General features: G+C 72.9%; 18 protein-coding genes and 1 pseudogene. 7 read left to right on the forward strand and 12 right to left on the reverse strand.

Annotated elements, in window-relative coordinates:
* A partial coding sequence (locus tag B7L92_RS16855) for a TauD/TfdA dioxygenase family protein (protein ID WP_174703970.1) occupies positions 1-343 on the reverse strand: 343 nt, incomplete at its 3' end.
* Positions 344-718: 375 nt separating this feature from the next.
* Here B7L92_RS16855 and B7L92_RS16860 point away from each other — a divergent pair.
* From B7L92_RS16860 to B7L92_RS16870, 3 genes are all read left to right on the forward strand, one after another.
* Positions 719-1,990, forward strand: a complete 1,272-nt coding sequence (locus tag B7L92_RS16860; protein WP_081238420.1) for an MFS transporter — start codon at positions 719-721, stop codon at positions 1,988-1,990.
* A 142-nt stretch (positions 1,991-2,132) separates the two neighbouring features.
* On the forward strand, positions 2,133-3,134 hold the full coding sequence (locus B7L92_RS16865) for an SAM-dependent methyltransferase (protein ID WP_255311002.1): 1,002 nt from the start codon (positions 2,133-2,135) through the stop codon (positions 3,132-3,134).
* Between the two features lie 16 nt (positions 3,135-3,150).
* Complete coding sequence (locus B7L92_RS16870) at positions 3,151-4,806, forward strand: thiamine pyrophosphate-binding protein (protein ID WP_081238422.1); 1,656 nt, start codon at positions 3,151-3,153, stop codon at positions 4,804-4,806.
* Between the two features lie 69 nt (positions 4,807-4,875).
* Here B7L92_RS16870 and B7L92_RS16875 read toward each other — a convergent pair whose 3' ends face one another.
* The gene (locus B7L92_RS16875; RefSeq protein ID WP_081238423.1) at positions 4,876-6,456 is read right to left on the reverse strand and encodes a 4-hydroxyphenylacetate 3-hydroxylase family protein; all 1,581 of its coding nucleotides are present in this window, start codon (positions 6,454-6,456) and stop codon (positions 4,876-4,878) included.
* Positions 6,457-6,654: 198 nt separating this feature from the next.
* Between B7L92_RS16875 and B7L92_RS16880 the strand changes: the two genes are divergently transcribed.
* The 3 genes from B7L92_RS16880 to B7L92_RS16890 all read left to right on the forward strand — a co-directional run bounded on the left by B7L92_RS16880 (position 6,655) and on the right by B7L92_RS16890 (position 9,755).
* Complete coding sequence (locus B7L92_RS16880) at positions 6,655-7,836, forward strand: acyl-CoA dehydrogenase family protein (protein ID WP_081238424.1); 1,182 nt, start codon at positions 6,655-6,657, stop codon at positions 7,834-7,836.
* 92 nt (positions 7,837-7,928) lie between these two features.
* Positions 7,929-8,357 carry an SgcJ/EcaC family oxidoreductase gene (locus B7L92_RS16885; RefSeq protein WP_081238425.1) on the forward strand — a complete coding sequence of 143 codons (429 nt, stop codon included), beginning with the start codon at positions 7,929-7,931 and terminating at the stop codon, positions 8,355-8,357.
* A 54-nt stretch (positions 8,358-8,411) separates the two neighbouring features.
* Positions 8,412-9,755, forward strand: a complete 1,344-nt coding sequence (locus tag B7L92_RS16890) for an FAD-dependent oxidoreductase (RefSeq protein WP_081238426.1) — start codon at positions 8,412-8,414, stop codon at positions 9,753-9,755.
* 144 nt (positions 9,756-9,899) lie between these two features.
* On the opposite strand, the gene B7L92_RS41385 is transcribed toward B7L92_RS16890, so the two are convergent.
* The 3 genes from B7L92_RS41385 to B7L92_RS41390 all read right to left on the reverse strand — a co-directional run bounded on the left by B7L92_RS41385 (position 9,900) and on the right by B7L92_RS41390 (position 12,232).
* A complete protein-coding gene (locus B7L92_RS41385; RefSeq protein WP_255311004.1) occupies positions 9,900-10,721 on the reverse strand; it encodes a hypothetical protein in 822 nt (273 codons plus the stop codon).
* A gap of 375 nt (positions 10,722-11,096) precedes the next feature.
* The gene (locus tag B7L92_RS16900) at positions 11,097-11,582 is read right to left on the reverse strand and encodes a hypothetical protein (protein WP_081238427.1); all 486 of its coding nucleotides are present in this window, start codon (positions 11,580-11,582) and stop codon (positions 11,097-11,099) included.
* Positions 11,579-12,232: a type IV toxin-antitoxin system AbiEi family antitoxin domain-containing protein gene (locus B7L92_RS41390; RefSeq protein WP_174703971.1), complete on the reverse strand. Its 654-nt coding sequence runs from the start codon at positions 12,230-12,232 to the stop codon at positions 11,579-11,581. The genes B7L92_RS16900 and B7L92_RS41390 overlap by 4 nt, the downstream gene beginning before the upstream one ends.
* 1,352 nt (positions 12,233-13,584) lie before the next feature.
* On the opposite strand from B7L92_RS41390, the pseudogene B7L92_RS41600 reads away from it, so the two are divergent.
* Positions 13,585-13,773 (forward strand): annotated as a pseudogene (locus tag B7L92_RS41600) (fic family toxin-antitoxin system, toxin component); the annotation flags it as partial.
* A gap of 55 nt (positions 13,774-13,828) precedes the next feature.
* Here B7L92_RS41600 and B7L92_RS16920 read toward each other — a convergent pair.
* The 7 genes from B7L92_RS16920 to B7L92_RS16950 all read right to left on the reverse strand — a co-directional run.
* Positions 13,829-15,361 carry a hypothetical protein gene (locus tag B7L92_RS16920; RefSeq protein ID WP_081238429.1) on the reverse strand — a complete coding sequence of 511 codons (1,533 nt, stop codon included), beginning with the start codon at positions 15,359-15,361 and terminating at the stop codon, positions 13,829-13,831.
* 305 nt (positions 15,362-15,666) lie between these two features.
* Entirely contained in the window at positions 15,667-16,914 is a 1,248-nt protein-coding gene (locus B7L92_RS16925) for a cytochrome P450 family protein (protein ID WP_081238430.1), read from the reverse strand.
* Positions 16,915-16,949: 35 nt separating this feature from the next.
* Positions 16,950-18,188, reverse strand: coding sequence for an acyl-CoA dehydrogenase family protein (locus B7L92_RS16930; protein WP_081238431.1), 1,239 nt, complete (start codon positions 18,186-18,188; stop codon positions 16,950-16,952).
* A 49-nt stretch (positions 18,189-18,237) separates the two neighbouring features.
* Positions 18,238-19,614, reverse strand: coding sequence for a condensation domain-containing protein (locus B7L92_RS16935; RefSeq protein WP_081238432.1), 1,377 nt, complete (start codon positions 19,612-19,614; stop codon positions 18,238-18,240).
* Positions 19,615-19,666: 52 nt separating this feature from the next.
* Complete coding sequence (locus tag B7L92_RS16940; RefSeq protein WP_081238433.1) at positions 19,667-21,436, reverse strand: non-ribosomal peptide synthetase; 1,770 nt, start codon at positions 21,434-21,436, stop codon at positions 19,667-19,669.
* Between the two features lie 160 nt (positions 21,437-21,596).
* Positions 21,597-22,829, reverse strand: a complete 1,233-nt coding sequence (locus B7L92_RS16945) for an ATP-grasp domain-containing protein (protein WP_081238434.1) — start codon at positions 22,827-22,829, stop codon at positions 21,597-21,599.
* On the reverse strand, positions 22,826-23,238 hold a 413-nt coding region (locus tag B7L92_RS16950), incomplete at its 5' end, for a pyridoxal-phosphate dependent enzyme (RefSeq protein ID WP_143626338.1). The genes B7L92_RS16950 and B7L92_RS16945, both read right to left, overlap by 4 nt.

The following is a 23,238-nucleotide window of genomic DNA, read 5'->3' on the forward strand; positions in this document are numbered from 1 at the left end:
CCACGCTGCGCAGCGTGGTGCCCAGGGACGGGGTGGTGGTGAAGCTGATGTCGGTGTGCCAGTGGTCGGCGCGCTGGTCCTCGCCGTCCACCGGGATCACCTGGGCGGAGGCGTCGACGGTCCGCATCATGGGGTGCTTCTGCGTCAGCGGCCCGAACCGGCCGGCGAAGGCCAGTTGCTGCGCGTCGGTGATCTCCTGGTCGCGGAAGAAGAGCACCTTGTGCTCCAGGAAGGCCTCGTGGATCTGGCCGAAGACCGCATCCGGCAATTCCGTGGAGAGATCGACGCCCATCACCTCCGCGCCGATACGGCCGCCGATTCTGCGTAGGTCAAAAAGGGACACCAGTTATCCTTCCGAACTCGTCAGAAGTCCGCGTCTCCCGGGAGGGACCTCACGGCCCGCCGCCCCGGAGAAGGGGGAGCGGACCGGCCACGGGAGCGATACCGGCAGCACGGAGCAGGGGTCGGCCGGACTGGACGGCACCGAGCAAAGCACGGGCCACTCGCATCCGGCCATGCATTCCCGCGTGAGTGCGACGACTTGGCCAACTCCCCCGGCGGCCCGTCCGGGCCCGACCTGTTCAAGTCGTCGGCGCCCCGGCTCTCCCCCTTGCCGCCTCTGCGGCCGGCGTGGTGGGCTCGTCGCGCCCCCGACTCACCCTGCGCCTTTGCCGAATTCCCCGGAACAGGCGGAACCACCCGCGCGAAAGGGCCCCCCATGAGCCTCGGCGAGCTGCACCCCAACATCCGGCTGCGCATCGGCGTCGGATTCGTCCAGCGCCTGCTGGCCGTCATGCTGATGCCGCTGCTGGTGATCCGCCTCGCCGAGCTGTACGGGCCCGCCGCGGCCGGTGCGCTGACGCTGGCGGTCGCCGGTGCGGGGATCGCCGCGAACTTCCTCGGCGGCCACCTCGCCGACGTGTACGGGCGGCGCCCGGTGCTGGTCGCCGGTGAACTCGGCGCGACCCTGAGCTTCGCCCTGCTGGCGCTGGCCAACTCGCCCTGGTGGTCCTCCGGCGGGGCCACGTTCGCGCTGTTCCTGCTCAACACCTGCTGCGCGCAGCTGGCCGTGCCCGCCGCCGAGGCGATGATGGTCGACGTCTCCACGCCCGAGAACCGGCCGCTCGTCTACACGATCAACTACTGGTCGGTGAACCTCGCCTTCACCGTGGGCGCGCTCATCGGCGGTTTCTTCTACCAGGACCACTTCGCCCGGCTGCTGACGGGCGCGGCCGTGCTGAGCGCGCTGACCACGGCCGTGATCGGACGCTGGCTCAGCGAGACCGCGCCGCGCACCGGCAAGGACACCGCCCGCGGTGTCGGCGCCATGGCGCGCGGCTACCTGGCCGTCGCCCGGGACACGGTCTTCCGGCGGGTACTGGTCGCGGCCGCGCTGATCTCCGCCGTCGAGATGCAGATCGGCTACTACATCGCCGTCCGTCTCGCCGACGAGTTCCCCACCCAGGTCCTCGCCCGGATCGGCTCGTGGGCGCCCGCCGTGGACGGCACGGGCATCCTCGGCATCCTGCGGGCGGTCAACGCCGCCCTGGTGGTGGTGCTGGTGCTGTTCGCCAAGGGCCTGCTGGCCCGGCTGGGCGACCGGGCGCGACTGTACGCCGGCATCGCCGTCTTCACCGCCGGCTACATGGTCTGGGCGGTCAGCAACACCGGCTGGGTGCTCATCGCCGCGGCCGTGCTGCTCACCGTGGGCGAGATCGCCGCGGTCCCGGTGCGCCAGGCGCTGCTGGCCGACCTCGTCGACCCCGAGGCCCGCACCAAGTACATGGCCGCCTACGTGCTCAACGCCCGGGTCGGCCTGCTCGTGGCCTCCCTGTGCGTCACGCTCGGCGCCTTCGTCCCGGCCCTGGCCATGAGCCTGCTGTACGGGACGGCCGGCCTGGCCGCGATCCTGCTGTACCGGTCGCTGCTGCGGGTGCGGGCGCAGCGCCGGGCCGCCGAGCGGGAACAGGCCCCCGCGCAGGCCGTCTGAGGAGCGCCGGAGACCACCCCCGCACACCCCGCGCACCGGCACAGCAGCCTCGGAGATGCCGCCGCCCGGCCGGGCCACCGAGCATGGTCGCCGCGGGCAAGGCGCCCGGACGTTCTCCCGGATGAGGTGCTGAGCAGTGACGGTGGACATCGCACGAAGCAACACGCGCGGCATTGCCTCGCTCTTCAACTCGGCCGTGGCCGCCTGGGCCATCGCCGCGGCGTGGGAGATCGGCGCGCTCGACGAACTGCACCGCACCCGGATCCTGGACACCGCGGACTTCGCGGACCGCCGGGGGCTGGACCCCGCGTCGACCACGGGCCTGTTCCGCGCGCTGTCCGCGGTGGGCCTGGTGCGGCGCGAGGGCACGGTCGTCACCACGCTGGACGGCTTCGACGAGATGTACCGCACCAAGTCCTTCTTCCACTGGCTGGCCCGGGGCAGCGCCGAGCTGTTCCAGCAGATCCCGGCCGTGCTGCGCAACGAGAACCGCACCGGCTCCTTCTACCGGCGCGACTCCGCCGCCATCGCCTTCGCCTGCCGCGAGATCGACCAGGTCACCTACGCCCCCGCGTTCTGGGCGGCGATGGGACGGGTGGAGTTCCCCTTCACCCGGGTCGCCGACCTCGGCTGCGGAAGCGGCGCCCGGCTGATGCAGATCCTCGACCGCCACCCCGGCACCACCGGGACCGGCATCGACATCGCCCGGCCCGCGCTCGAGGTGGCGCGCGCGGAGGCGACCGCGGCGGGCCTGGCCGACCGCACCGCGTTCCTGCACGACGACGTCCTGGACCTCGAGCCCCGGCCCGAGTACGCCGACGTGGAACTGCTGACGTGCTTCATGATGGGGCACGACTTCTGGCGGGACGGCCGGCGCGAGAACGCGATCGCCACCCTGCGGCGGCTGCGCGAGGCCTTCCCCGCCGCCCGCCGCCTGCTGATCGGCGACGCCACCCGCACCGACCTGCCCGACACCGACCTGCCCGTCTTCACCCTCGGCTTCGAGCTCGGCCACGACCTGATGGGCACGTTCCTGCCCACCGTCGCCGACTGGGAGTCCGTCTTCGCCGAGGGCGGCTGGGAGCTGGTGCGCACCCGCCGCATCGAGATGACCGTCGGAGAGGTCATCTTCGAACTGGCCTGACCCGGAAGAGTCCCCTATGACGACGACATGCGCGGCGGCAGTCGCCCGGGCCCTGGCCGACTGCGGCATCGACCACGCCTTCGGTCTGGTCGGCGGCGGCAACGTCCTGGCCACCGCCGCACTGACGCGGGCCGGTGTGCACTACACCGCGGCCCGGCACGAGGGCGGCGCGATGGCCATGGCCGACGCCTACTTCCGGGCCACCGGACGGGTGGCCGTGTGCACGACCACGCACGGACCGGGGCTGGCCAACACGGCGACCGCGCTGGCCGAGGCCGCCAAGAACCGCAGCGCCGTCGTCCTGCTGTGCGGTGACGCCCCGGTGGCGGGCCCGCGCGCCCACGACATCGACCAGAGCGCCCTGGCCGCCTCGCTGGGGGTGCCGGTGGTGCGTCCGACGGACCCGGACACGGCGGTGGAGCACACCGTGCGGGCCGTGCGCACCGCGACCACCGGCCAGTGCCCCGTGGCGCTGTTCCTGCCCGGCGACCTGACGGGCCGTGAACTCTCCGCTCCCCCCGTGCCCGTGGTGCCGGCCTTATCGGCGCGACCGCCGTCGCGTGCCCGCGCCGCGGAGGCCGACGAGGTCCTCGCGCTGCTGGCCGGCGCCCGCCGTCCGCTGGTCCTGGGCGGGCTGGGAGCCTGGCGGGCGGGCGGGGCGAAGATCCTCGCCGACCTCGGCGACCGGCTCGGGGCGCTGCTGGCCACGACGGTCATGGCGAACGGGATGTTCGCCGCGCACCCCGGTGCGCTCGGCCTGTGCGGGGGGTTCGCCTCCCCGCCCGCGGCCGCCCTGATGGGCGAGGCGGACGTGGTGCTGGCGTTCGGCACGCGCCTGGACGACTTCACGCTGCACGGCGGGCGGATCCTCGACCCGGCCGCCCGCGTCGTCCAGATCACCCTGGAAGGGGCCCGCGCGCCCCGGGCGGATCTCGCGGTGCGCGGTGACGCGGCGGCCGTGGCGGCCCAGTTGCTGGACGCGGTGGAGTCGCTCGGCATCGCCCGCTCCCCGTGGCGCGAGCGGGCCGCCGCCTCCGGTGCGCTGGAGCGCGCCGGAGGCGGCTGGGCCGCCCTGCCGCACCCGGACGCCTCCGGCGGGGGCCGGATCGACCCGCGCACCCTGAGCCGGGCGCTGGCCCCGCTGCTGCCCGCCGAGCGCACGGTCGTCCTGGACGGGGGCCACTTCATCGGCTGGCCGGCCATGTACTGGCCGGTGCCGGACCCGGCGGGGCTGGTGTTCACCGGCGCCGCCTTCCAGAGCATCGGGCTGGGCCTGGCGGGCGCGGTCGGCGCGGCCGTGGGCCGGCCGGACCGCACCACGGTGGCCGCCGTCGGCGACGGCGGGGCGCTGATGGGTCTGCCGGAGCTCGACACCCTGGTGCGCTCGGGCCGGTCGGCGCTGGTGGTGGTCTACGACGACGCGTCCTACGGCTTCGAGGAGCACATGTACGTGCCCCGAGGGGCCGACGCGGCCACCCTGCGCTTCGGTGACACCGACTTCGCCGGGGTGGCGCGGGCGCTCGGCGCGCGGGCCGTCACCGTGCGCGGCACCGACGACCTGCGCGCCGTACGGGAGTGGACCGCCCGGGGGGCCGAGGGCACGCTGCTGCTCGACTGCAAGGTGTCCCGGGACGTGCTGGCGCCGTTCCTGTCCGACCTGCTCGGCCGCTGACGGCAGGGAAAGGAGCGGCCGGGGACCCGTCACGGGTCCCCGGCCGCACGCTCGGCGCCGCGGGGGATGTCAGCCGCCGAGCAGTCCCGGGAGAGACGCGCGCAGATGGTCGAAGGAGACGAGGTCGGGAGCGGTCCAGCCGTCCAGGTCGTACTCGGACAGGCACTGGTCGGCGAACGCCTTGTAGTCGTCGAGCTGGCCGGAGGCGGTCTGGGCGAACAGCAGCTCGGCCCGGGTCGCCTCGTGGTTGCCGGCGTAGTTGCGCTCGTACAGCTCGTGCCGCCCGCCGAACTCGGTGCCCACCGCGTCCCACAGCAGCTTGAGGACCTTGACCCGCTCCTCGGCCCCGATGCCTCCGGAGCCGCGCAGGTAGGTGTCGAGGTAGGGCCGGATCTCCGGGTTCTTGAAGTCCGCGGCGCCGGAGTTGAGGTAGATCAGCCCGCTGGCCACGTCCTGCTGGACGATCTCCTTGACGCGCGGGTAGCCGATCTGCAGGAACCACCGGTAGGCCATGCCGTACTGCGGATTGGGCAGCACCGCGCCGTCCCGCCACTTCACCGGGTTGCGGGCGGCCGCGTCCGACAGCCCCCAGAACAGGTTGCGCCAGGCGAGCACCTCGCCCAGACGGGTCTGGACGCCGCGGAAGTCCTGGGTGCCGGTGATCTCCAGGGCCTTGGCGAGGAGGCCGGCGATGAACTCCAGCTTCACCGCCAGGCGGACGCAGCCGTGGAAGGTGAAGCGCTCCATGAAGCCGGACTGGCCCGAGAACATCCCCACCTTGGCCGTGTCGCCGTAGACGAACACGTTCTCCCAGGGGACGAGGACCTCGTCCAGGACGAGGATGGCGTCGTTCTCGTCGAGCCGGGAGGACAGCGGGTAGTCGAAGGGCGAGCCCATCACCGCGGACATCGCGCTGTAGGAGGGCCGGCAGATCAGCTTCACGCCCCGCGCGCCGGTGGGCACGGTGGCGATGAGGGCGAACCTCTTCTCCTTCACCGGAAGCCCGTGATGGGCGATGAAGTTCGCGTGGGTCAGCGCCGAACCGGTGGCGACCACCTTGGCCCCGCTCACCACCAGACCCGCGTCGGTCTCCTTCTCCACGTGCACGAACACGTCGGAGACCCGGTCGGGCGGCAGGTTGCGGTCCACGGGCGGGTGCACGATCGCGTGGTTCCAGTACAGGACCTTCTCCTGCGACTCGCGGTACCAGCGGCGCGCGTTGTCGTCGAAGGGCGCGTAGAAGTCGGCGTTGGCGCCCAGGGTGCCGAGGAACGCCGCCTTGTAGTCCGGGCTGCGGCCCATCCAGCCGTAGCTCATCCGGGACCAGGCCGCGATGGCCCGCTGATCGGCGACCAGGTCCTCGGCGCTGCGCGGGGTGGTGAAGAAGCGGTGCGTGTAGCCCGCTCCCCCGCTGTCCGTGCGCGTGGTCAGCACGTCCTGGTGGGCGGGGTCGTGGAGGGCGTCGTAGAGGCGGGCCGTCATCCTCGCCGGGTTGGCGAACGCCGGGTGCGCGGTGACGTCCTCGACCCGGTCCCCGTAGAGGAAGACCTCGCGGTCGTCGCGCAGGCTCTCGAGGTACTCCTCCCCCGTCAGCGGCCGCGTCCGGTGTCCGTCCGCCGGATCCTCGGCGGCATCGTGCTGATCGGTCATGCGTCTCATCGTGGCAGCCGCGCCGCGCCGGGGCTTCTTCCCCCGTGCGGGACTGCGGCCGGTCCGCGGGCGAGGTGCCGAAGTCGCGGCCGGGGCCCGGTTGCGCAATCCGGAAGGTGCCGAGGCGGCCCGCCGCGGTGTGAGGTCGGGGCAGCACGGCCTGGATGCACGACCTGTCACGTCCCGGGAGGACCCACCATGCTCACCGCCGACACCCCCACGCGTGCGCAACTGGTTCAGCGCGCGGCCGAAGCGGCACCGCTGCTGCGCGAGAACGCGGCGAAGGCCGAGGAGGCCGGCCGGCTCCAGGACGAGACGATCGAGGCACTGGCCGGGGCCGGCGTCTTCCGGTTGCGAGTGCCCAAGCGGTACGGCGGCTACGAGGCCGACACCCGCACGCTGGTCGACGTGGCCACCGAACTGGCGCGCGGCGACGGGGCCGCCGCCTGGACGGCGTCGGTGTACTGGATCCCCACGTTCATGACGTGCCTGTTCCCCGACAGCGTCCAGGACGAGGTCTTCGCCACCCCCGACGTGCGGGTCTGCGGCACGCTCAGCCCGTCCGCGCAGGCCACTCCGGTGGAGGGCGGCATCGTCGTCAACGGCAGGTGGGGCTTCGTCAGCGGTGCCCGGCACGCCCACTGGCAGGAGATCATCGCCGCCCAGGAGATGCCGCACGGGCAGCACCTGCCGCTGATGGCGCTCGTGCCCATGGACCAGTTGGAGATCATCGACGACTGGGACACCTCCGGGCTGCGCGGCACCGGCAGCGTCTCCACCGTCGCCAAGGACGTGTTCGTCCCGCAGGAGCGCGTGATGCCGCTGCCGGCCGTCCTGACGGGCCAGCACGCCTCGCGGCTCAACGCCGGCTCCCCCGTCTACCGGGCCCCGCTGCTGCCGGTCGCCGCCGCCTCGTCGGTCGGCACCGCGGTGGGTCTGGCCCGGGCCGCCCAGGACGCCTTCTTCGAGCGGCTCCCGGGGCGCACCCTGACCTACACCTGGTACGCCAAGCAGGCCGAGGCCGCCGTGACGCACCTCCAGGTGTCCGAGGCGGTGCTCAAGGCCGACCAGGCGCAGTTCCACGCGCACCGCCTGGCCGACCTCGTCGACTCCAAGGGCGTCTCGGGCGAGGAGTGGACGGTGCTGGAGCGCGCCCGCGCCCGCGCCGACATGGGCGCCGCGGTCCGCCTGGCCAAGGAGTCCGTCGACATCTTCGCCTCCGCCTCGGGCGGTTCGTCCGTCTACCGGGACGTGCCGATCCAGCGGATCACCCGCGACATCCAGGCCGTCAGCCTGCACTCCCTGATGAACCCGAACACCAACGCCGAGCTGTACGGCCGCGTCCTGTGCGGCCAGCAGCCGAACACCCTCTACATCTGAGCCTCCTCCCGCACCGGCCCGCGGCCCCTCGCATCCTCGAATCCGCGAACCCACGAACCCACGGACCCACGAATCCTCGAAAGAGAGCACCCATGACCACGCAGACCACCGCCCCCGCCCCCGAGATCTCCGACGAGGACAAGGCGGCCGTCGCCTCCGTGCCCCAGCGCATCGTCGAGGCGTGGGCCGCCTACGACGCCGACGCCTTCGCCGAGGTGTTCACCCCGGACGGGACCCTCATCCTGCCGGGCGTGTACGAGAAGGGCCGCGACGCCATCCGCGCCTTCGCCGCGGCCGCCTTCGCGGGCCCCTACCAGGGCACCCGCGTCACCGGCACCCCGATCGACATCCGCTTCGCCAACGAGGGCGCCGGCGTGCTGATCACGCGCGGCGGCATCCTGGCGCCGGGCGAGACCGAGCCGGCGCCCGAGCGCGCCGTCCACGCGTCCTGGGTCGTCGTCAAGCGGGAGGGCCGGTGGTTCCTCGCCGCCTACCAGAACAGCCCCCGGCACGCCGCGTGAGCACGGCGGACGACTTCGACGACTGCACGCGAGGACGGAAGGAAGGTGACGGCGATGACCGGTGCACGGGGTGACCGCGCGGTGGTGCTCGGCGGCGGCATGGCGGGGCTCCTGGCCGCCCGGGTGCTCGCCGACTCCTACGGCGAGGTCCTGGTCGTCGAGCGCGACGACATCGGCCCGGCCGCCACGGCGCGCAGGGGCGTGCCGCAGGGCCGGCACGTCCACGGGCTGCTCGCCCGCGGACAGCAGATCCTCGACGAGCTCTTCCCGCGCTTCACCGACGAGGCCGTCGCCGCGGGCATCCCGACCGGCGACCTCGGCGAACTGCGCTGGTTCTTCGGCGGCCGGCGGCTCAGCCCCCGCGCCACCGGACTGGTCTGCGTCTCGGCCACCCGTCCGCTGCTGGAGAGCCGGGTGCGCTCGCGCGTGGCCGGGCTCGGCAACGTCACCTTCCTGGAGCGCCACGACATCGCCGGCCTCGTCACCGACGAGGACGGGGCGAACGTGACCGGCGTGCGGGTGCACGGCCACGACGCGGGAGCGGCGGAGCGCACGATCACGGCGGACCTCGTCGTCGACGCCACCGGCCGCGCCTCCCGCACCCCGGTGTGGCTGGAGGAACTGGGCTACGGGCGCCCCGAGGAGGAGCGGATCCGGATCGACCTGAGCTACACCACCCGCCTGTTCCGGCTGCGCGACGCGTCGGTCCTGGGCGGCGACCTGTCGATCAACCCGGTCACTTCGCCGACCCACCGGCGCGGGGCGTTCCTGTCCCGCATCGAGGACGGCATGGTCGTCGTCTCCCTGACCGGCGTGCTGGGCGACAGCGCGCCCGCCGATCTCGACGGCTTCCTCGAGTGGACCCGGACCCTGCCGGTGACGGACATCCACGACGCGATCCACGACGCCGAACCGGTCGGCGACGGCACGGTCTTCCGGTACCCGGCCAGTGTGCGGCGCCGGTTCGAGAAGCTGTCCCGCTTCCCGGGCCGCTACCTGGTGCTCGGCGACGCCGCGTGCAGCTTCAATCCGGTCTACGGACAGGGCATGACGGTCTCCGCGCTGGAGGCCGTGGTGCTGCGCGACCACCTGGCGCGGGGCGCGGTGGACCCGCTCGCCTTCCTGCGGGACATCGCCGGCGTCATCGAGGTGCCGTGGCAGTTCTCCGCGGGCGCGGACCTGGGCTATCCGGAGGTGGAGGGCGTACGGACCCCCGAGTGGGAGCAGTCCGGGATGTACATGGCCAAGCTGCACGCCGCCGCCGCGGTGGACGGCGAGGTGACGGCCACGTTCATGCGCGTGGCCGGCCTGGTCGACTCACCCGCCGCCCTGATGAGCCCCGAGATGCAGGAACGCGTCGAGCGCGGCTCAGAACAGGCCCAGCCGCTGCCCGCCTGACCCTGCTCTCATCCAGCTCTGATCAACCGAGGCAAAGAAAAAGCACCCACAGAGAAAGGGGGCGGTGGACCGCATGGTCCACCGCCCCCTCGATCCCTCATCAACGTCCTGATGCCGTAACCCGCTGCGGGAAGGGGCCCGGCATTACGCGGCGTGGACCTTGCACCGGTCACCACCTTCAAGGGGAGCAGTCCGGCAGATGCGGGTGTGCCCGGGGTGCGTGTAGGTGCAGCGCCCGAGGTCGGCAGCGCGCTCGGGGACGTGCAGCTCGCACGGCAGCCCCGCAGCCTTGACGGAACGACAGCACCAGGTCTTCGGGTAGGTGTCGTACGACAGCACGGCGTCCAGAGGCTCCATGCACAGCGGTTTCGAAGACTGCTCGAGCCAATTGGCCAACTCCCGCTCGTGGCAGGTTCGTGACAGCTGCGCCAGAGCACGCAGGAGATCCGGCGTGGCCTCGATGTACCACTCGTCATAGTCGAGGCCGTTGACATAGCCGGGGCGCGGGCGCAGCTGAGTGGCTGCTTCGAAGACCGCCGCGACACTGCCCGTAATGGTGTCCTGCGCACCCGTCGTACCGGCTTCTTCCGCGCGGACGGCCGGCTCACCGTCGTAGGCGACATCCGAGCGGTACGCCTGGACGTGGGCGACGTCCCGGACGATGTCGAAGCGGCGCAGTTCGGGTGTCTCGCAGTCGATGGCCTCCGGGATGTCGTGGAGTGTGCAGTGCTGGGCGAGCCAGCGGTCGGCATCGACCGTGTCCGCGGCGCCGGGATGGCCGTACGCCTGGACATAGCCGGCCGAGCCGAGCCGGAACTCATGCAGACCGAGCAGTTGCCCGTGCTCGACCGGGTTCTGACAGCGGCTGCCCTTCCTGGTACGAGCCACGCACTGCAAAGCGTGGGCATCGCCTTCGGGGCTGACCCACAGGCGACCGCGCAGCACGACAAGCTGTCGTGGCTTCATGACGCTGCTCCGACTGCATCCGCTCACGTGTAAAGGTGTCCCCTACTCCTGCGACGTTCGGGCTTCCCGGACTTCTTCCTGTCCATGGGTCTCTCTCCTCGGCGCGCGGCACGGACACCGCGCGCCTGCTTCGCATGCCCTGAAGAACGCACCCGAGCGCTGAGTGAATCGGTACGGAACGCCGGTTCCCGCAATCGGGTTACTCTCCCGCTGCTTTGTCCACCTGCTCACGGATGGCCCGGGCGGTTGCGAAGCCCGTATTGCACCCATCGACCAGTCGTCCCCTGGCCGTGATACGTCCAGCGCTACCGCCGCAGCACGGGTACGGCGCCGCACCCGAGGGGTGTGACGCCGTGCCGGTGCAGTCGGCGAGGGTCAGTGGACGCGCTTGAGACGAACCGGCTTGGTGATGGAGGTGACGTTTCCCCTGGCCCTGGCCTCGGCCTTGCGGGCCTTCTCGTCCAGGTGGAGCTGGAAGCGGTACTCGTACTCATCCTCGAAGTCGCCGACGTCCAACCGCATCTCCCGTGGGAGGGCCTTGACGGCTCGCTGTTGCTCGCGCGGGTCGTTGAAAGCCGCGATCATCGGGTGGAGCTGGAAGCGGCCACGGCGGACCACGGTGACGAGCCGGGCGGCGACCAGGTGGGGCATGGCGCGGCTGATCATGCCGCGCTCCATGGCGAGGCCGTGGGCGAGTTCGTCATGTGTGGCGACGACCAGGCCTCCAGGCTCCTGCTCGGTCATCATGTGCAGCAACAGGGCGTAGGCAGTGGGAGGCAGCCGGGGCACGTACGCGAGACCGTTGAAGCTGCCCCACAGCACGTTGCGGCGCGGCGCCCATTCCTCGGTGGCGGACGTCATGACATCGCCTTCCCTTTCCCATCCGAATCCGACCCCTTGCGCACTTCGAGTTTCGTGCCAGGAGCGGCCATGGCCCGGAACGCTTCGGGTGCGTCCGGGTCCTCCAGGATCTCGCGCAACAGGTCCAGCTGCTCCACCCTGTCACCCGTACCCGTCTTGGAGCGCTTCCTCCCGCCCTCCACCGGCTCCCTGAACCCACCCCTGAGGGATGCGGCCGGGTTGAGCTGATAGAGGCCCCGCTGGAGCCTGCGCAGCGCGCCATCGGCCTCCAGGACGCCGAAGGCACGGCTGATGTGAGGCCTGCTGTACCCGAGGGCCTCGGCAACGTTCTCGTGCTTGGCCTCGATCAGACCACCGGGCTGCTGAGAGCCCATCAGGTGGAACAGCACGACGAGCACGAACCGGTCGGCGTCGTAGCGGACGGCGGCCCAGCGCATGAACTCCAGGCTGTCCATGGAAAACGCCTCGCCGATGAACCCCGTGCTGGAACCGAGCGGGAAAACTTGAGCGGCATGGCCGGCGGGCAGCTCGATCGTGGAGCCGGAGGACCGGTTGTACGCGGTGGGCGGCGGCTTCGGGCGCCTCCGACGACGGGACGGAACGCCGGGCAGCTTCGGTACCGCGCTGCCGTCCAGGGGCCCTGAACTCATGGGTCGCCGCTCCTTGATCGTCCTGGCGTCAGAACCATTGAGGCAGATCCGTGGCAGTAGTGCCACCAAAAAGCGGCAGCACTGACACGAAAGTCGTCCGAACGTCAGTCCAAGTCCGGCTTCCGCCTGCGGGATTCCGTCCGAACCGCCTACTGACCCGCCGCGCGTCGTTTCGTGGCAGTACTGCCACGAAACGACGCTGTTAGGTCAGGACGGACTGACATCCGGACGGAGATATGTCAGTCCAGGGCTGACATATCTTTCTGAGCTTGAGCCTCTGACCTGCGAAAACGCACGGCTCTTCTCTCTAGAGCGCGCGCGCGTGATACCCGTTCTCCCCGCCGTGATCAAGCACCGCCACGCCGTGGAATCGGCTTGTGAGCAGCAGTGTCAGAGGCTGCTCAGCCGGACCCCGTCGTGGCGCGCGCGGCTTCGCGTGCGGCTCCGTGGCCGTGTACCGGTCCTGGACAGCACCAGCGGCTCTGAGTCTCGGGTGGTGCCGGCCGTGACGCTCAAGAACACGGAAGCGTGGCTGGGGCCGGTGGACGGTTCCGCCGCCTGGCCCCCGGGGGGCCAGGCGGCTCCGGTACCTCCGCACGTCGAATCTCGGCGCTCCCCACATCGGGCTTCCGTTCTGTGGCTGAGCACTCCAGGCCGTTCTGACTGGAGGGCTACCAAGCGCTCAGCCGGTGTGGGCCGGTGCGACGCTCAGCCGCGCCCGGCTGTGCTGCTGTCACTCATGGACGGAGCCACTGCATCGACGGTAAGACCAGGCACTGACATTTAGCTTTGGTGCTGGCCCTCCGGGATCTTCGGGGGCTGCGTAGGGTGCGTCGGGTCCGGTTCTTCCGGCACGGCTGGATCACTGACCGAAGCGTCTGCTCGCGGGCGACTTCTCAACGTTGATCGACGGCTGGTTGAACCCCCCGACGCACGTGCGTCCCTGTTGGGAACTCGTGGCCGCGGCGACGTGGACCACTGCTACCGAATGTCCGGTCAGCACAGCCCTGCGGAACACGTGCCACGCGGGTCGTGGCGGAAGCCCTGGACAAGGTCAGTGCTGTCGTCGCGCCGGATGAGGGGACCCTGTAAGGCCGCCCTGGCCTTGCTGCACAAGACCGGCGCCGACCCCCACGCCGTCCACCGGCTCGGCCGCAAGCGACTGACTGCCCTGCTGATCCGGCACAGCCGGGGCCAGTGGCGCGAGGAACACGCCGAACGCATCCTCAACGCCGCCCAGCAGACCCTGAACCTCTGGCCCGACGGCGTCCTGGACTTCGCCGAGCTCGCCGAGGACATCGCGGGCGAGGCCCTCATGGCCGATCACCTGAACACGCAGATCGCCGCCCTGATGCCGCTGGCTGGAGCGCTCCAACCTGGCCGTCGCCGCCGTCACCGGCGTGATGTACCTCGAGGCCGCCGGGATCACCATCAGGCCCGCCCGTGAGGACACTCTCGCCCTCAAGGACCTGCTGCTGGACCCTGCCTGCACCGCCGGAAAGATCGCCGCCCTGCTACGCGGCCGGCCCACCACCGCCTGAGACCCGCCTGAAGGACCCACAAGAGAGCCGCTGCCTCACAGGCGGCGCGGCGCGGTTAGAGAAGCGGGCAGGTCAGGAGCAGGACGCGTTCGGTCAGCCGGCCGGTGAGGTGGGTGTCGGTGAGGTGGGTGTCGGTGAGCCAGTCCGCCGCGGTCAGTCGGTCGGTCAGGTCCCGGAGTTCGGCGGGGCCGACCGGGACCCGGGTGGTGAGGGTGTCCAGGGCGATGCCCCGGCCGTCGGGGCCGAGGCAGCCCGAGGCGTCGGTGTGGGCGGCCAGGGTCAGGGCGAGCAGCCGGGTGCCGGCGGACGCCCTGGTCTTGCGGAGCTTCTTGTCGGTGACGACTCTCCGGGCCCAGCCGGAGAGCTTGGGCCGCGTCTTCCTGCCGAACGCGAACGGGCCCGTCCCGTCCTCGTGGGGCACCAGGGAGGGGACGGTGATCGGGGTGGGGTTCTCCGGCCGGGAGGCGAGCAGCTCGTCGACGGTGCCGGGCAGGGTGAGCCAGCCGCACCCGGTCAGCTTCCCGATCAGGTCCTCCGGATCGGCCAGGCCCAGCGCGGTGAGGTCCTGGCCCACGAGGTTGCCGGTGCCGGTGTGCGCGGTGCGCAGGGTCAGCATCAGCACCAGCAGCCGTGCTTCCGGTCCGGGCAGCGGAGTGTGTGCGGCCACGTGCGCGAGGACGGAGCGCGCGTGCTCCCACTGCGTCGGTACGGTCAGCAGCCGCGTCACGGCAGGCCCGTCGCCGGCCGCGATGCCGCCGGTGCGCTGCTGGTGCTGGAGGCGGGTGGCGGCGGCGGCCTGCTCGGCACGCCGGGCCTCCCACCGCAGAGCGCCGTCGCAGGTGACGTCGGCCCAGGTGGTGAAGGCGCGGGCCTTGCGCTCCTGGAGGTCGGCCAGCAGCGCCAGGTCGGGCTGCTCGCGCTGCTGGTAGGCGCGGAAGAGGTCACCGAGTTCGATGAGTTCGTCCCGCAGGGCGACGGGCCGCAGGTCGTGCGGGACGACCCGCTGGGCGATCTTCGCCTGCGGCGGACGGCGCCGCGCGGGCACGGAGCGGGGAGCCGGAACCTCCCTCCCGGCGGCGGCCCGGTGGTCGGAGAACAGCGGCGCGCCCGCGCCCGTACCCGTGGCTGCGGGGGCCGGACGTGCGGTGGTCTGCGGGCCGGGCGCCCGGGAGGTGGCCACGGTCCTCGCCCCGGGGGTGGCGGCCGCGCACCGCGCGCAGCACTCCATGGCCTGCCACCAGCGTCCTGCCCGGTCGGTGAGGACGGCGAGGACGACCGGACCGCCGCACCGCCAGGGTTCGGCACGCGCGGGGCGGCCGGTGTCGGGCAGATGGGTGCGGCAGTCCTCGGCCCTGCACGCGCAGTACGCCTCAGCCCTGGGGGCGGGGGTGGCGCGCAGGTGGGCCTTGAGGTGGGCGACGGCGGCCGCACGGCCGGCGGCCGCGGACGGCAGGCGCTGCTCGGCGCAGGCGGGGCGGCTGCACGAGACGCGCACCACCGCACTGTCCCGGGCGACGGCGTCCAGCCGCACCGTCCACCAGCGCCCCGGTACCCGCTCGTCCGGCCCACCCGCCGCGGCCTGCGTCATCCCGCTCCACCTTCCGATGCGTCCCCGATGCGTCCCCGATGCCCGCCACAGGCCCTCCCGCAGCGCGGTGCGGTGCGGGGCGGCCCCACCCGTGCGCGGCGCGGGAGGCGGGGCCGGCGGACCCGGCCCTGCCCTCCGGCCCGCGGCGACGGGGCGGTGTCACCCGGTCAACGCCCTGGGGACGGCGGTGGTTTCTGTACGGGGCGGGGCAGTTCTGACCGGTGCGGCCGCCCGCACCGGTCGGACACGGCGACGGGGCCGCCCCGCGGGTGGCGGAGCGGCCCCGGGCGGCCGGGCGGGGGTGCTCAGGAGGCGGTGGTGGCCAGGGCCGGGACCGTCAGGCGGACCGGCAGGCTGCGGTGGCCGTTCATGATGAACGTCGGCAGCGGCTGAAGCTCCTCCCGGGGCACGGCCAGCGACAGGTCCGGGAAGCGCTCGAACAGGCGGGACAGCCCGGTGCGGGCCACCAGGCGGGCCACGCCCACGCCGAGGCAGTAGTGGGGGCCGAACCCGAAGGACAGGTGCTCCTTGTCGGCGCGGGTGAGGTCGAAGGCGTCGGGGTCGTCCGGGTGCAGCCGCGGATCGCGGCCCACGGCGCTGTAGTTGACCAGGATCGGGTCGCCCTTCGGGATCGTGACGCCGTCGAGCTCGATGTCCTCGGCGGCGTAGCGCAGCGGCAGGTGGGCCAGCGGCGACTCCACGCGCAGCGTCTCGTCGATCACGTCGTCCCAGGTGGCCCGTCCGGAGCGGACCAGCTCCAGTTGCGCCGGGTCCGACAGCAGCGCGGTGATGGCGTTGTCGAAGAAGTTGATGGTGGTCTCGGAGCCGGCGCCCAGGATCGCGAAGATCGTGTCGGTCAGCTCCTCCTCGGACAGCCGCGAGCCGTCCTCGTCGCGGGCGGCCACCAGGTCGCTGGTGATGTCCTCGCCGGGCTCGCGCCGCTTGTCGGCGATCAGGTCCGCCATCGCGCCGCGCCAGCCGGCGAGCACGGCCTGGGCCTGCTCGGGGGTGATGGTCGTGTCCACCATGGCGTCGATGACCTTGGCGGTCCTGGCGCGGGCCTCCTCCGGCATACCGATCAGATCGGCGACCAGGCGCGCCGGCAGCGGGTAGGCGAACCGCTCGCGCAGGTCCACCACCTCGCCGGGCGCGGCCTGGGCCAGCCCGTCCAGGAGCTGGTCGGTGAGTTCCTCCACGCGCGGGCGGAACGCCTCGGTGCGCCGCGGGCTGAACGCCTTGCCGGTCAGCTTGCGCAGCCGGACGTGGTCCCTGCCGTAGGCGGTGACCATGTTGTCCATGGCCACCCAGCTGATCAGCTCCCAGTCGGGCGGTATCTCGCCGTTGCGGAAGGCGGGCCAGTGGTTGCGGGCGCTCTTGGTGACCCGCGGGTCGCCGAGCACCTTCTTGATGACGTCGTGGCCGTTCAGCGACCAGGCGAGGACACCGCCGGGCAGCTCCACCCGGGCCGCGGGCCCTTGGGCCCGCAGGACGGCGGCCTCGCCGTGGATGTCCCGCCCGGTGGTGTCGAGGGCGAAGGGGCAGCCATGCTCCATGGGTTTTTCCCTGTCTGCAGAAGGGGCGGGGGCGGTCACTGCCCGGTGCCGAAGTGGGCGCGGGCCAGCTCCCGGCCGGCGTGCGCGGCGAGGAAGACGCCGTTGCCGGCGTGGCTGTGCAGCATCGACAGGTCGCGCCAGACCCGTTCGACGCGCTCCCCCGCACGCACGGAGCTGGAGCCCGCCGTCGGGAACAGCTGGCCCTCGACGGCCCGCCAGCACAGGCGGACCACCTCGCGGCTGATGGTGGCCAGCCGCAGCTCCTCCTCCCGGGTGAAGGCCGCGGCGTCCCGCAGGCAGAGCTGTTCCCACTGGCGCACGGCCTCGGTCATCGCCGCGTCAGCGGTGGCGATCAGGCCGGTGGCCTCGCCGAAGCGGAACTGGAAGTCCGGGTCCTCGGTGCGCGGGACGATCGGGAAGAACGTGGTGGTACGGGTGCGCATCAGCTCCTCGTACGCGTCCAGGGCGCCCCGGGCCATGCCCACGGCCAGCGCGCCGAGTTCGAGCAGCATGAAGCTGAGCGGTCCGCCGCCGTACTCGGGGCCGTGCAGGGTGCGCCCCGGCAGCTCGTCGGTGACCGGGATCTGGCTGAGGTGGCCGGGCAGGGTGCGGTGGGCGGGGATGCGCGCGCCCCGGAGGCGGATGCTGTGCGAGCCGCTGCCCCGGAGGCCCAGTTGGTCGCCCCAGTCGTCCAGGCGCTCGAACTGCGCCCGCTCGGCGATGAACAGCATCGGCGCGGGCGGCTGCTCCGGGTCCTCGAGGACCAGGGCGTGGCCGATGAAGTGGGTGGCGTAGGGGGCGCCCGAGCAGTAGTTCCAGGTTCCCTCCACCCGCCACGACCCGTCCTCGGCGCGCGTCGCGCTGCCGGCGGGGGCCACCGTGGCCGGGCAGACGAAGTCGCCGCCGGCGAACAGCCCGGCCTGGGTGCGCTCGTCGAACAGGGTCGCGGCGACCAGGGCGTGGGCCGCGCCGAACAGGTACATCCAGCCGGTCGACGGGCAGCCGCGCGCCAGGGCCGTGGCGACCTTCATGAACGTCGACGGACCGAACTCATAGCCGCCGTACCGGCGCGGCACCAGGATGCGGTAGAAGCCGGCGCGGACGAACGCCTCGTGGGTGTCCTCGGCGTAGTAGCCGCGCCGCTCCGTCTCGGCCTGCCGGGCGGGCAGGGACGCCGCCAGTTCCTCGGCGCGGGCGACGATCTCGTCCGGGGTGAGGTCCGGCTCCGGCACGGCCGCGTGCGGCGGGCACGTCTCGGGCAGGGTGGAAGTCATCGTGGATCGGTCCTCTTGCGTCGAAGGGGTGGCCTGCGGGGTGTCGGGGTCACAGGTGCGCCAGCGGCGTCCGCGGGGCGCTGCTCAGGGTCGCGAGCAGGTGGCGGAACTGCTCCACCAGTTCGCGGGCCGTGTGCTCGTCGAAGCGGTTGTGGTCGAACTTCAGGCTGCCCGCGAGCTCTCCGCCGGGAAGGACGTCCATGGCCCACAGGCCGCCGTCCGGGATGGCCGAGCTGACCCGCTGCGACAGGGTGCGGCGCCGGATCTCCGTGAAGCGGGGACCGTCGGCCTCCTCGCCGTCGAGCGGGAACGCCGACTGGAGCACCTCGAAGGCGACGACGGCGAGGAGGCCGTCGGCGAACGGCGCGAGCAGGGCCGGGTTGTCCTCGGCGATCCGGGCGAAGGGGATCTCGTTGCGGTAGGCGCCCACGCAGGCCTCGCGGGACCGGTCCAGCACGTCGGCGAGGGTGGCGCAGTCGCCGGTGTCGACGCGGATCGGCACGAAGTTGAAGAACGGGCCGACCGAGTCCGCGAACCGCTCCTCGTAACGGCCCGAGGAGAAGGTCGGGAAGACGACGTCGGTGGTGCCGGTGCGCCGGCGCAGCAGCACGCTGTAGGCGGCGGCCAGCACCATGAAGGGGGTGCAGCGCTCGGCCCTGGCGAACTCCACCACCTTCCTGGAGAGTTCGGCGTCGAAGACGAAGCGGTGCACGCCGTACGCGCTCGGCAGGTCGGCCCGGTTCGGCCGGTCGGAGGCGATGCCGGTGATCTCGGCACCGGCGAGGCGCTCGCGCCAGTAGGCGCGGGCCCGGTCCGTGCGGCCGCTGTCGGCGTCCTCCTGCTGGTAGCGGGCGAACTCCCGGTACTGGACCGCCTCCTCCGGGTCGGCCGGGCCGCCGGCCGCACGGGCACGGTAGGCGGCCACCAGGTCGCGCATCAGGACCTGGAGGGACCAGGCGTCGGTGGACGTGTGGTGGGTGGCGAGCACGAGGACGGCGTCGGTGGCGTCGAAGCGGCCCAGGAAGGCCCGCAGGTGCGGCAGTTCGCGCACCGGGTAGGGGGCGGCGTCGAGGTCGTTGAGGAACTCCTCGGCGCGCAGGTCGCGCGGGACGCCCGTCCCGGGCAGGTCGGTGACCTCCAGGGCGACCGGCGCGGGCGGGTGCACGACCTGGTGGCCGCCCTCGTCGTCGCCGACCACGGCGGTGCGCAGCACCTCGTGCCGTTCGACCACGTCGTCGAGGGCGTGCCGCAGGGCGTCGGTGTCGACGGCGCCGGTGACGCGCCAGCCGCACACGAGGGTGTGCCGGTGACCGAAGGCACCGTCCGTCTCCCCCTTGTCGAAGGCACGCAGGAACTGCTGGTTGTACGACAGCGGAATCCGCTGGGCGCGGCCGTCCGTCTGCGGCACTGCGGCAGTGATGCTCAAGGTGACCAATCCTTTTCCCGGTCGTGGGCGACCGCGTCGTGCCCGGGTGGGCCTAGAGGGAGGCGGGGTTCAGGTCCCGCAGCCGGGTTTCGAGTTCGGCGACGGTCGGGTGGCTGAGGATGTCCGCGGCGGACACCTCGACGCCCAGCTCCGCACCGATGCGGCCGGCGAGCCGTATGGCCTGCAGGGATTCGCCGCCCAGCTCGAAGAAGCTGTCGTGGGGGCCGACCGCGTCGAGGCCGAGCGCGCGGGCGAACAGGCCGCACAGCACCCGCCGGCCGGGCGTGAACTCGTCGGGGTCCGGCGCCGGAGCCGGAGCGGGCCGCTCGGGTGCGGGCAGCGCGGCGCGGTCCAGCTTGCCGTTGGGCGTCAGGGGCAGGGCGTCGAGCTCGACGAAGGCGGCGGGCACCATGTAGTCGGGCAGCAGGGCGGCGACCGCGGCGCGCAGGCCGTCGGGGGAGACGCCGCCGGGGCCGGGCACCACGTAGGCGACGAGCCGCTTGTCCTCGCCGGGGACGTCGTCCCGGGCGACGACGGCGGCGTCCGCCACGCCGTCCTGGCGGCCCAGCACGTGCTCCACCTCGCCCGGCTCCACCAGGTGACCGCGGATCTTGACCTGGTCGCCGAGGCGTCCGGCGAACTCCAGCAGCCCGTCGGCGGTGCGCCTCATGAGGTCCCCGGTGCGGTACATGCGCGCGCCCGGCTCTCCGGCGGGGTCGGCGACGAAGCGCTCGTCGGTCAGGGCGGCGTCGCGGTGGTAGCCGCGGGCCAGCCGGTCGCCCGCGACGTACAGCTCGCCGCTCTCCCCGTCCGGCACGGGGACGAGGCCGGGACCGAGCAGCCGGAACTCCACGCCGTCCATCGGCCGGCCCACGGGGACCGGGCCGTCGGGCGGGCAGGAGGCGGTCATCGTGGCGTGCGCCGCGAAGGCGGTGAGTTCGGTGGCACCGTACATGGCGCGTACGACGGTGTCCGGGCAGGCGTCCAGCACGCGCCGTACGGCCGCCGGGGAGACGACGTCGCCGCCGGTGAGGACCTCCCCGACCGGGGCGAAGATCTCGGGGGCCTCCTGGGCGAAGACGCGGAAGAGCCCGGCCGTCACGTGCAGGGCGGTGATGCCCTCGTCCGCGAGGAGCCGGCGGACGGTGGCCACGTCGGGCTCGCCCGGCGGGGCCAGGACGACACGGCCGCCGTTCAGCAACGGCACCCAGATCTCGTAGGCGCAGACGCCGAAGGCGTAGGGGGCCAGGGACAGGATCCGCCGGTGCGCCGGGCCCCAGGAGGAGTCGGCGGCGAACGCCAGCACGCCGCGGTGGGTGACCTCCACGCCCTTGGGTTCGCCGGTGGATCCGGAGGTGTGGATGATGCAGGCCACGGCGTCGGGGCCGCACGCGACGCCCGGGTCGGTGGCCGGGGAGGCGGCCACCGCCGGGTCGGTGGCCGGCTCGACGACTTCGCCGGCCCGCGGCAGTCCGCGCGTGCGCAGCGCGGCGTCGGTCAGCAGGACGGGCGCCCCGGCACGGTCGGTGATCCGCTGCAGCCGCGCGAGCGGGTGGGCGCTGTGCAGGGGCAGGCAGACGGCGCCGGCCTTCGCCACGGCCAGCAGGGAGATCACGAGCTCGGGCGAGCGTTCCATCAGCACGGCGACCGGGTCGCCCGGGCGCACCCCGAGACCGATCAGCCGGTGCGCGAGCCGGTTGGCGCGCTCGTCGAGCCGACGGTAGGTCAGGGCGGTGCCGTCCAGGGGCGCCGAGACGGCCACCGCGTCCGGCGTCGAGCTCACCCGCGCGGCGAACAGCTGCTGAATCGATGTGCTGACCAAGGCGTTGTCCCATCCGATCGGCCCTCGCGGCGGACGGCGGACGTCGCCGTGCCCCCGGCTCTGCCGGAACGGTCACACAGCGGCCCGGGGCGGGGCATCTCCTGGATTGCCACGCCCCGGCCCGCCGCGCACACGGCGCTCACTTGGTCAGGTCGGCGGCTCAGCCGATGTCGAGACCGGCGGTGAACCACGCCTCGGCGGCCCGGATGCGTGCCTCGCACTCGGCCCGGTCCGCGCCCGCGACCACGAAGGCGGCGAGGAAGTCCCCGGAGTGCGAGGCCTCGGGCACCTCCTCCCCCGGCTGCGCGTACGTCGTGTACTTCAGCACGCCCGGCGGCAGCGTCGCCGGGTCGGGCAGGGCGCGCAGCACGCCCGGCCGCTTGGTGAACAGCAGCTGCCCGGCGATCCGCCCGGGCGTCGCCCGGCCCTCGAGGTCCACGGGCAGGCCCAGCTGGCGGCGCACCGGGTACTCCATCGGGTCGAACCCGAACAGGGCGCGCTGGACGTCGCGGACCCCGGCCCCGCCCGCGCGGGAGGCGGCCTCGCACAGGACGAGTTCGTCGTCGTCCGTGTGGAACACCTCGATGTGGAAGGCGAAGTGCTCGGGCCCGCCGAAGGCGTCCAGGGTCCTCTCGCCGAACTCGACGAGCCTGCGGGTGAGCGGGTCGGCGGCGTCGAGGGCGATGTCGACCCGGCCCGCGCGGTCGCGGAAGTCCGCCAGCGCGTACAGGTACCGGGAGGGCCAGAGGGTGGCGATCCGTCCGTCCAGGACGGTGCCGTCGATGTGGCACATGGAGCCCCCGACGAACGCCTCGACCAGCCACTGCGGCTCGCCGTCCGGGCCGGTGAGCTCGGCGGTGGCGAGCCACGCGGCCAGTTCCCCGCCGGTGCGCAGGACGGCCACGCCGACGGACAGGGCGCCGCGGCGCGGTTTGACCACCACGGGCAGTCCGTGGCGGTCGGCGAAGCCGGTGAGATCGGCGGCCGTGCGCAGCAGGGCGTGGTCGGCGACCGCGATGCCGGCCCGTACGGCGGCCTGCTTCATCTCCCACTTGTCGCGGTAGACCAGCGCGGTGTCCGGTCGCTGGCCCGGCAGGCCGTGGCGCTCGCGCAGCGCGGCGGCGCGCTCGATGTCGAACTCCTGGCAGGCCACCAGGTCCGTGACGCCGAACTCCTCGATGAGCTCGGCGGCCCGTTCGGCGACGCGGGGGCTGGTGTCGTAGTCGGGCAGCACCTCGGCGTGCAGGTAGGGCGCGGCGGTGGGCAGGTCCTCGCCGAACAGGGCGAGCTGCTCGGCCGAACCGAGCAGGACGATCTTCTCCCCCCGGTCGGCGAGCCAGCGCTCGTAGGGGTTGGCCCGCAGGGAGCCTCGGTGCAGGACCAGGACGGTCATGAGAGGGGCCCTTCGTTGAAGATGCTGACGTAGCGCTCGCCGGTGTCGGGCAGGAGCGTGACGACGGACTGGCCGGCGGACTCGGGCCGCCGCGCGAGGAGGGTCGCCGCGTACACGGCGGCGCCGGAGGAGATCCCCGCGAACAGGCCCTGTTCGCGCACCAGGGCGAGGGCGGTGGCCAGGGCGGCCTCGTCCGGGCAGGTGATCACCTCGTCGATGAGCGCGACGTCGGTGGTGGGCGACACGAAGCCGCCGTTGAGGCCGGGGATGCGGTGGGTGCCCGCGTGGCCGCGGGACAGCACCGGGGAGTTCTCCGGTTCGACGGCGACGATCCTCAGGCCGGGGTTGCGCTCCCGCAGGTAGCGTCCGGCACCGGTGAGGGTGCCGCCGGTGCCGACGCTACCTGCGG

This window comes from Streptomyces viridosporus (genome assembly GCF_002078235.1).
Taxonomy (GTDB): domain Bacteria; phylum Actinomycetota; class Actinomycetes; order Streptomycetales; family Streptomycetaceae; genus Streptomyces; species Streptomyces viridosporus.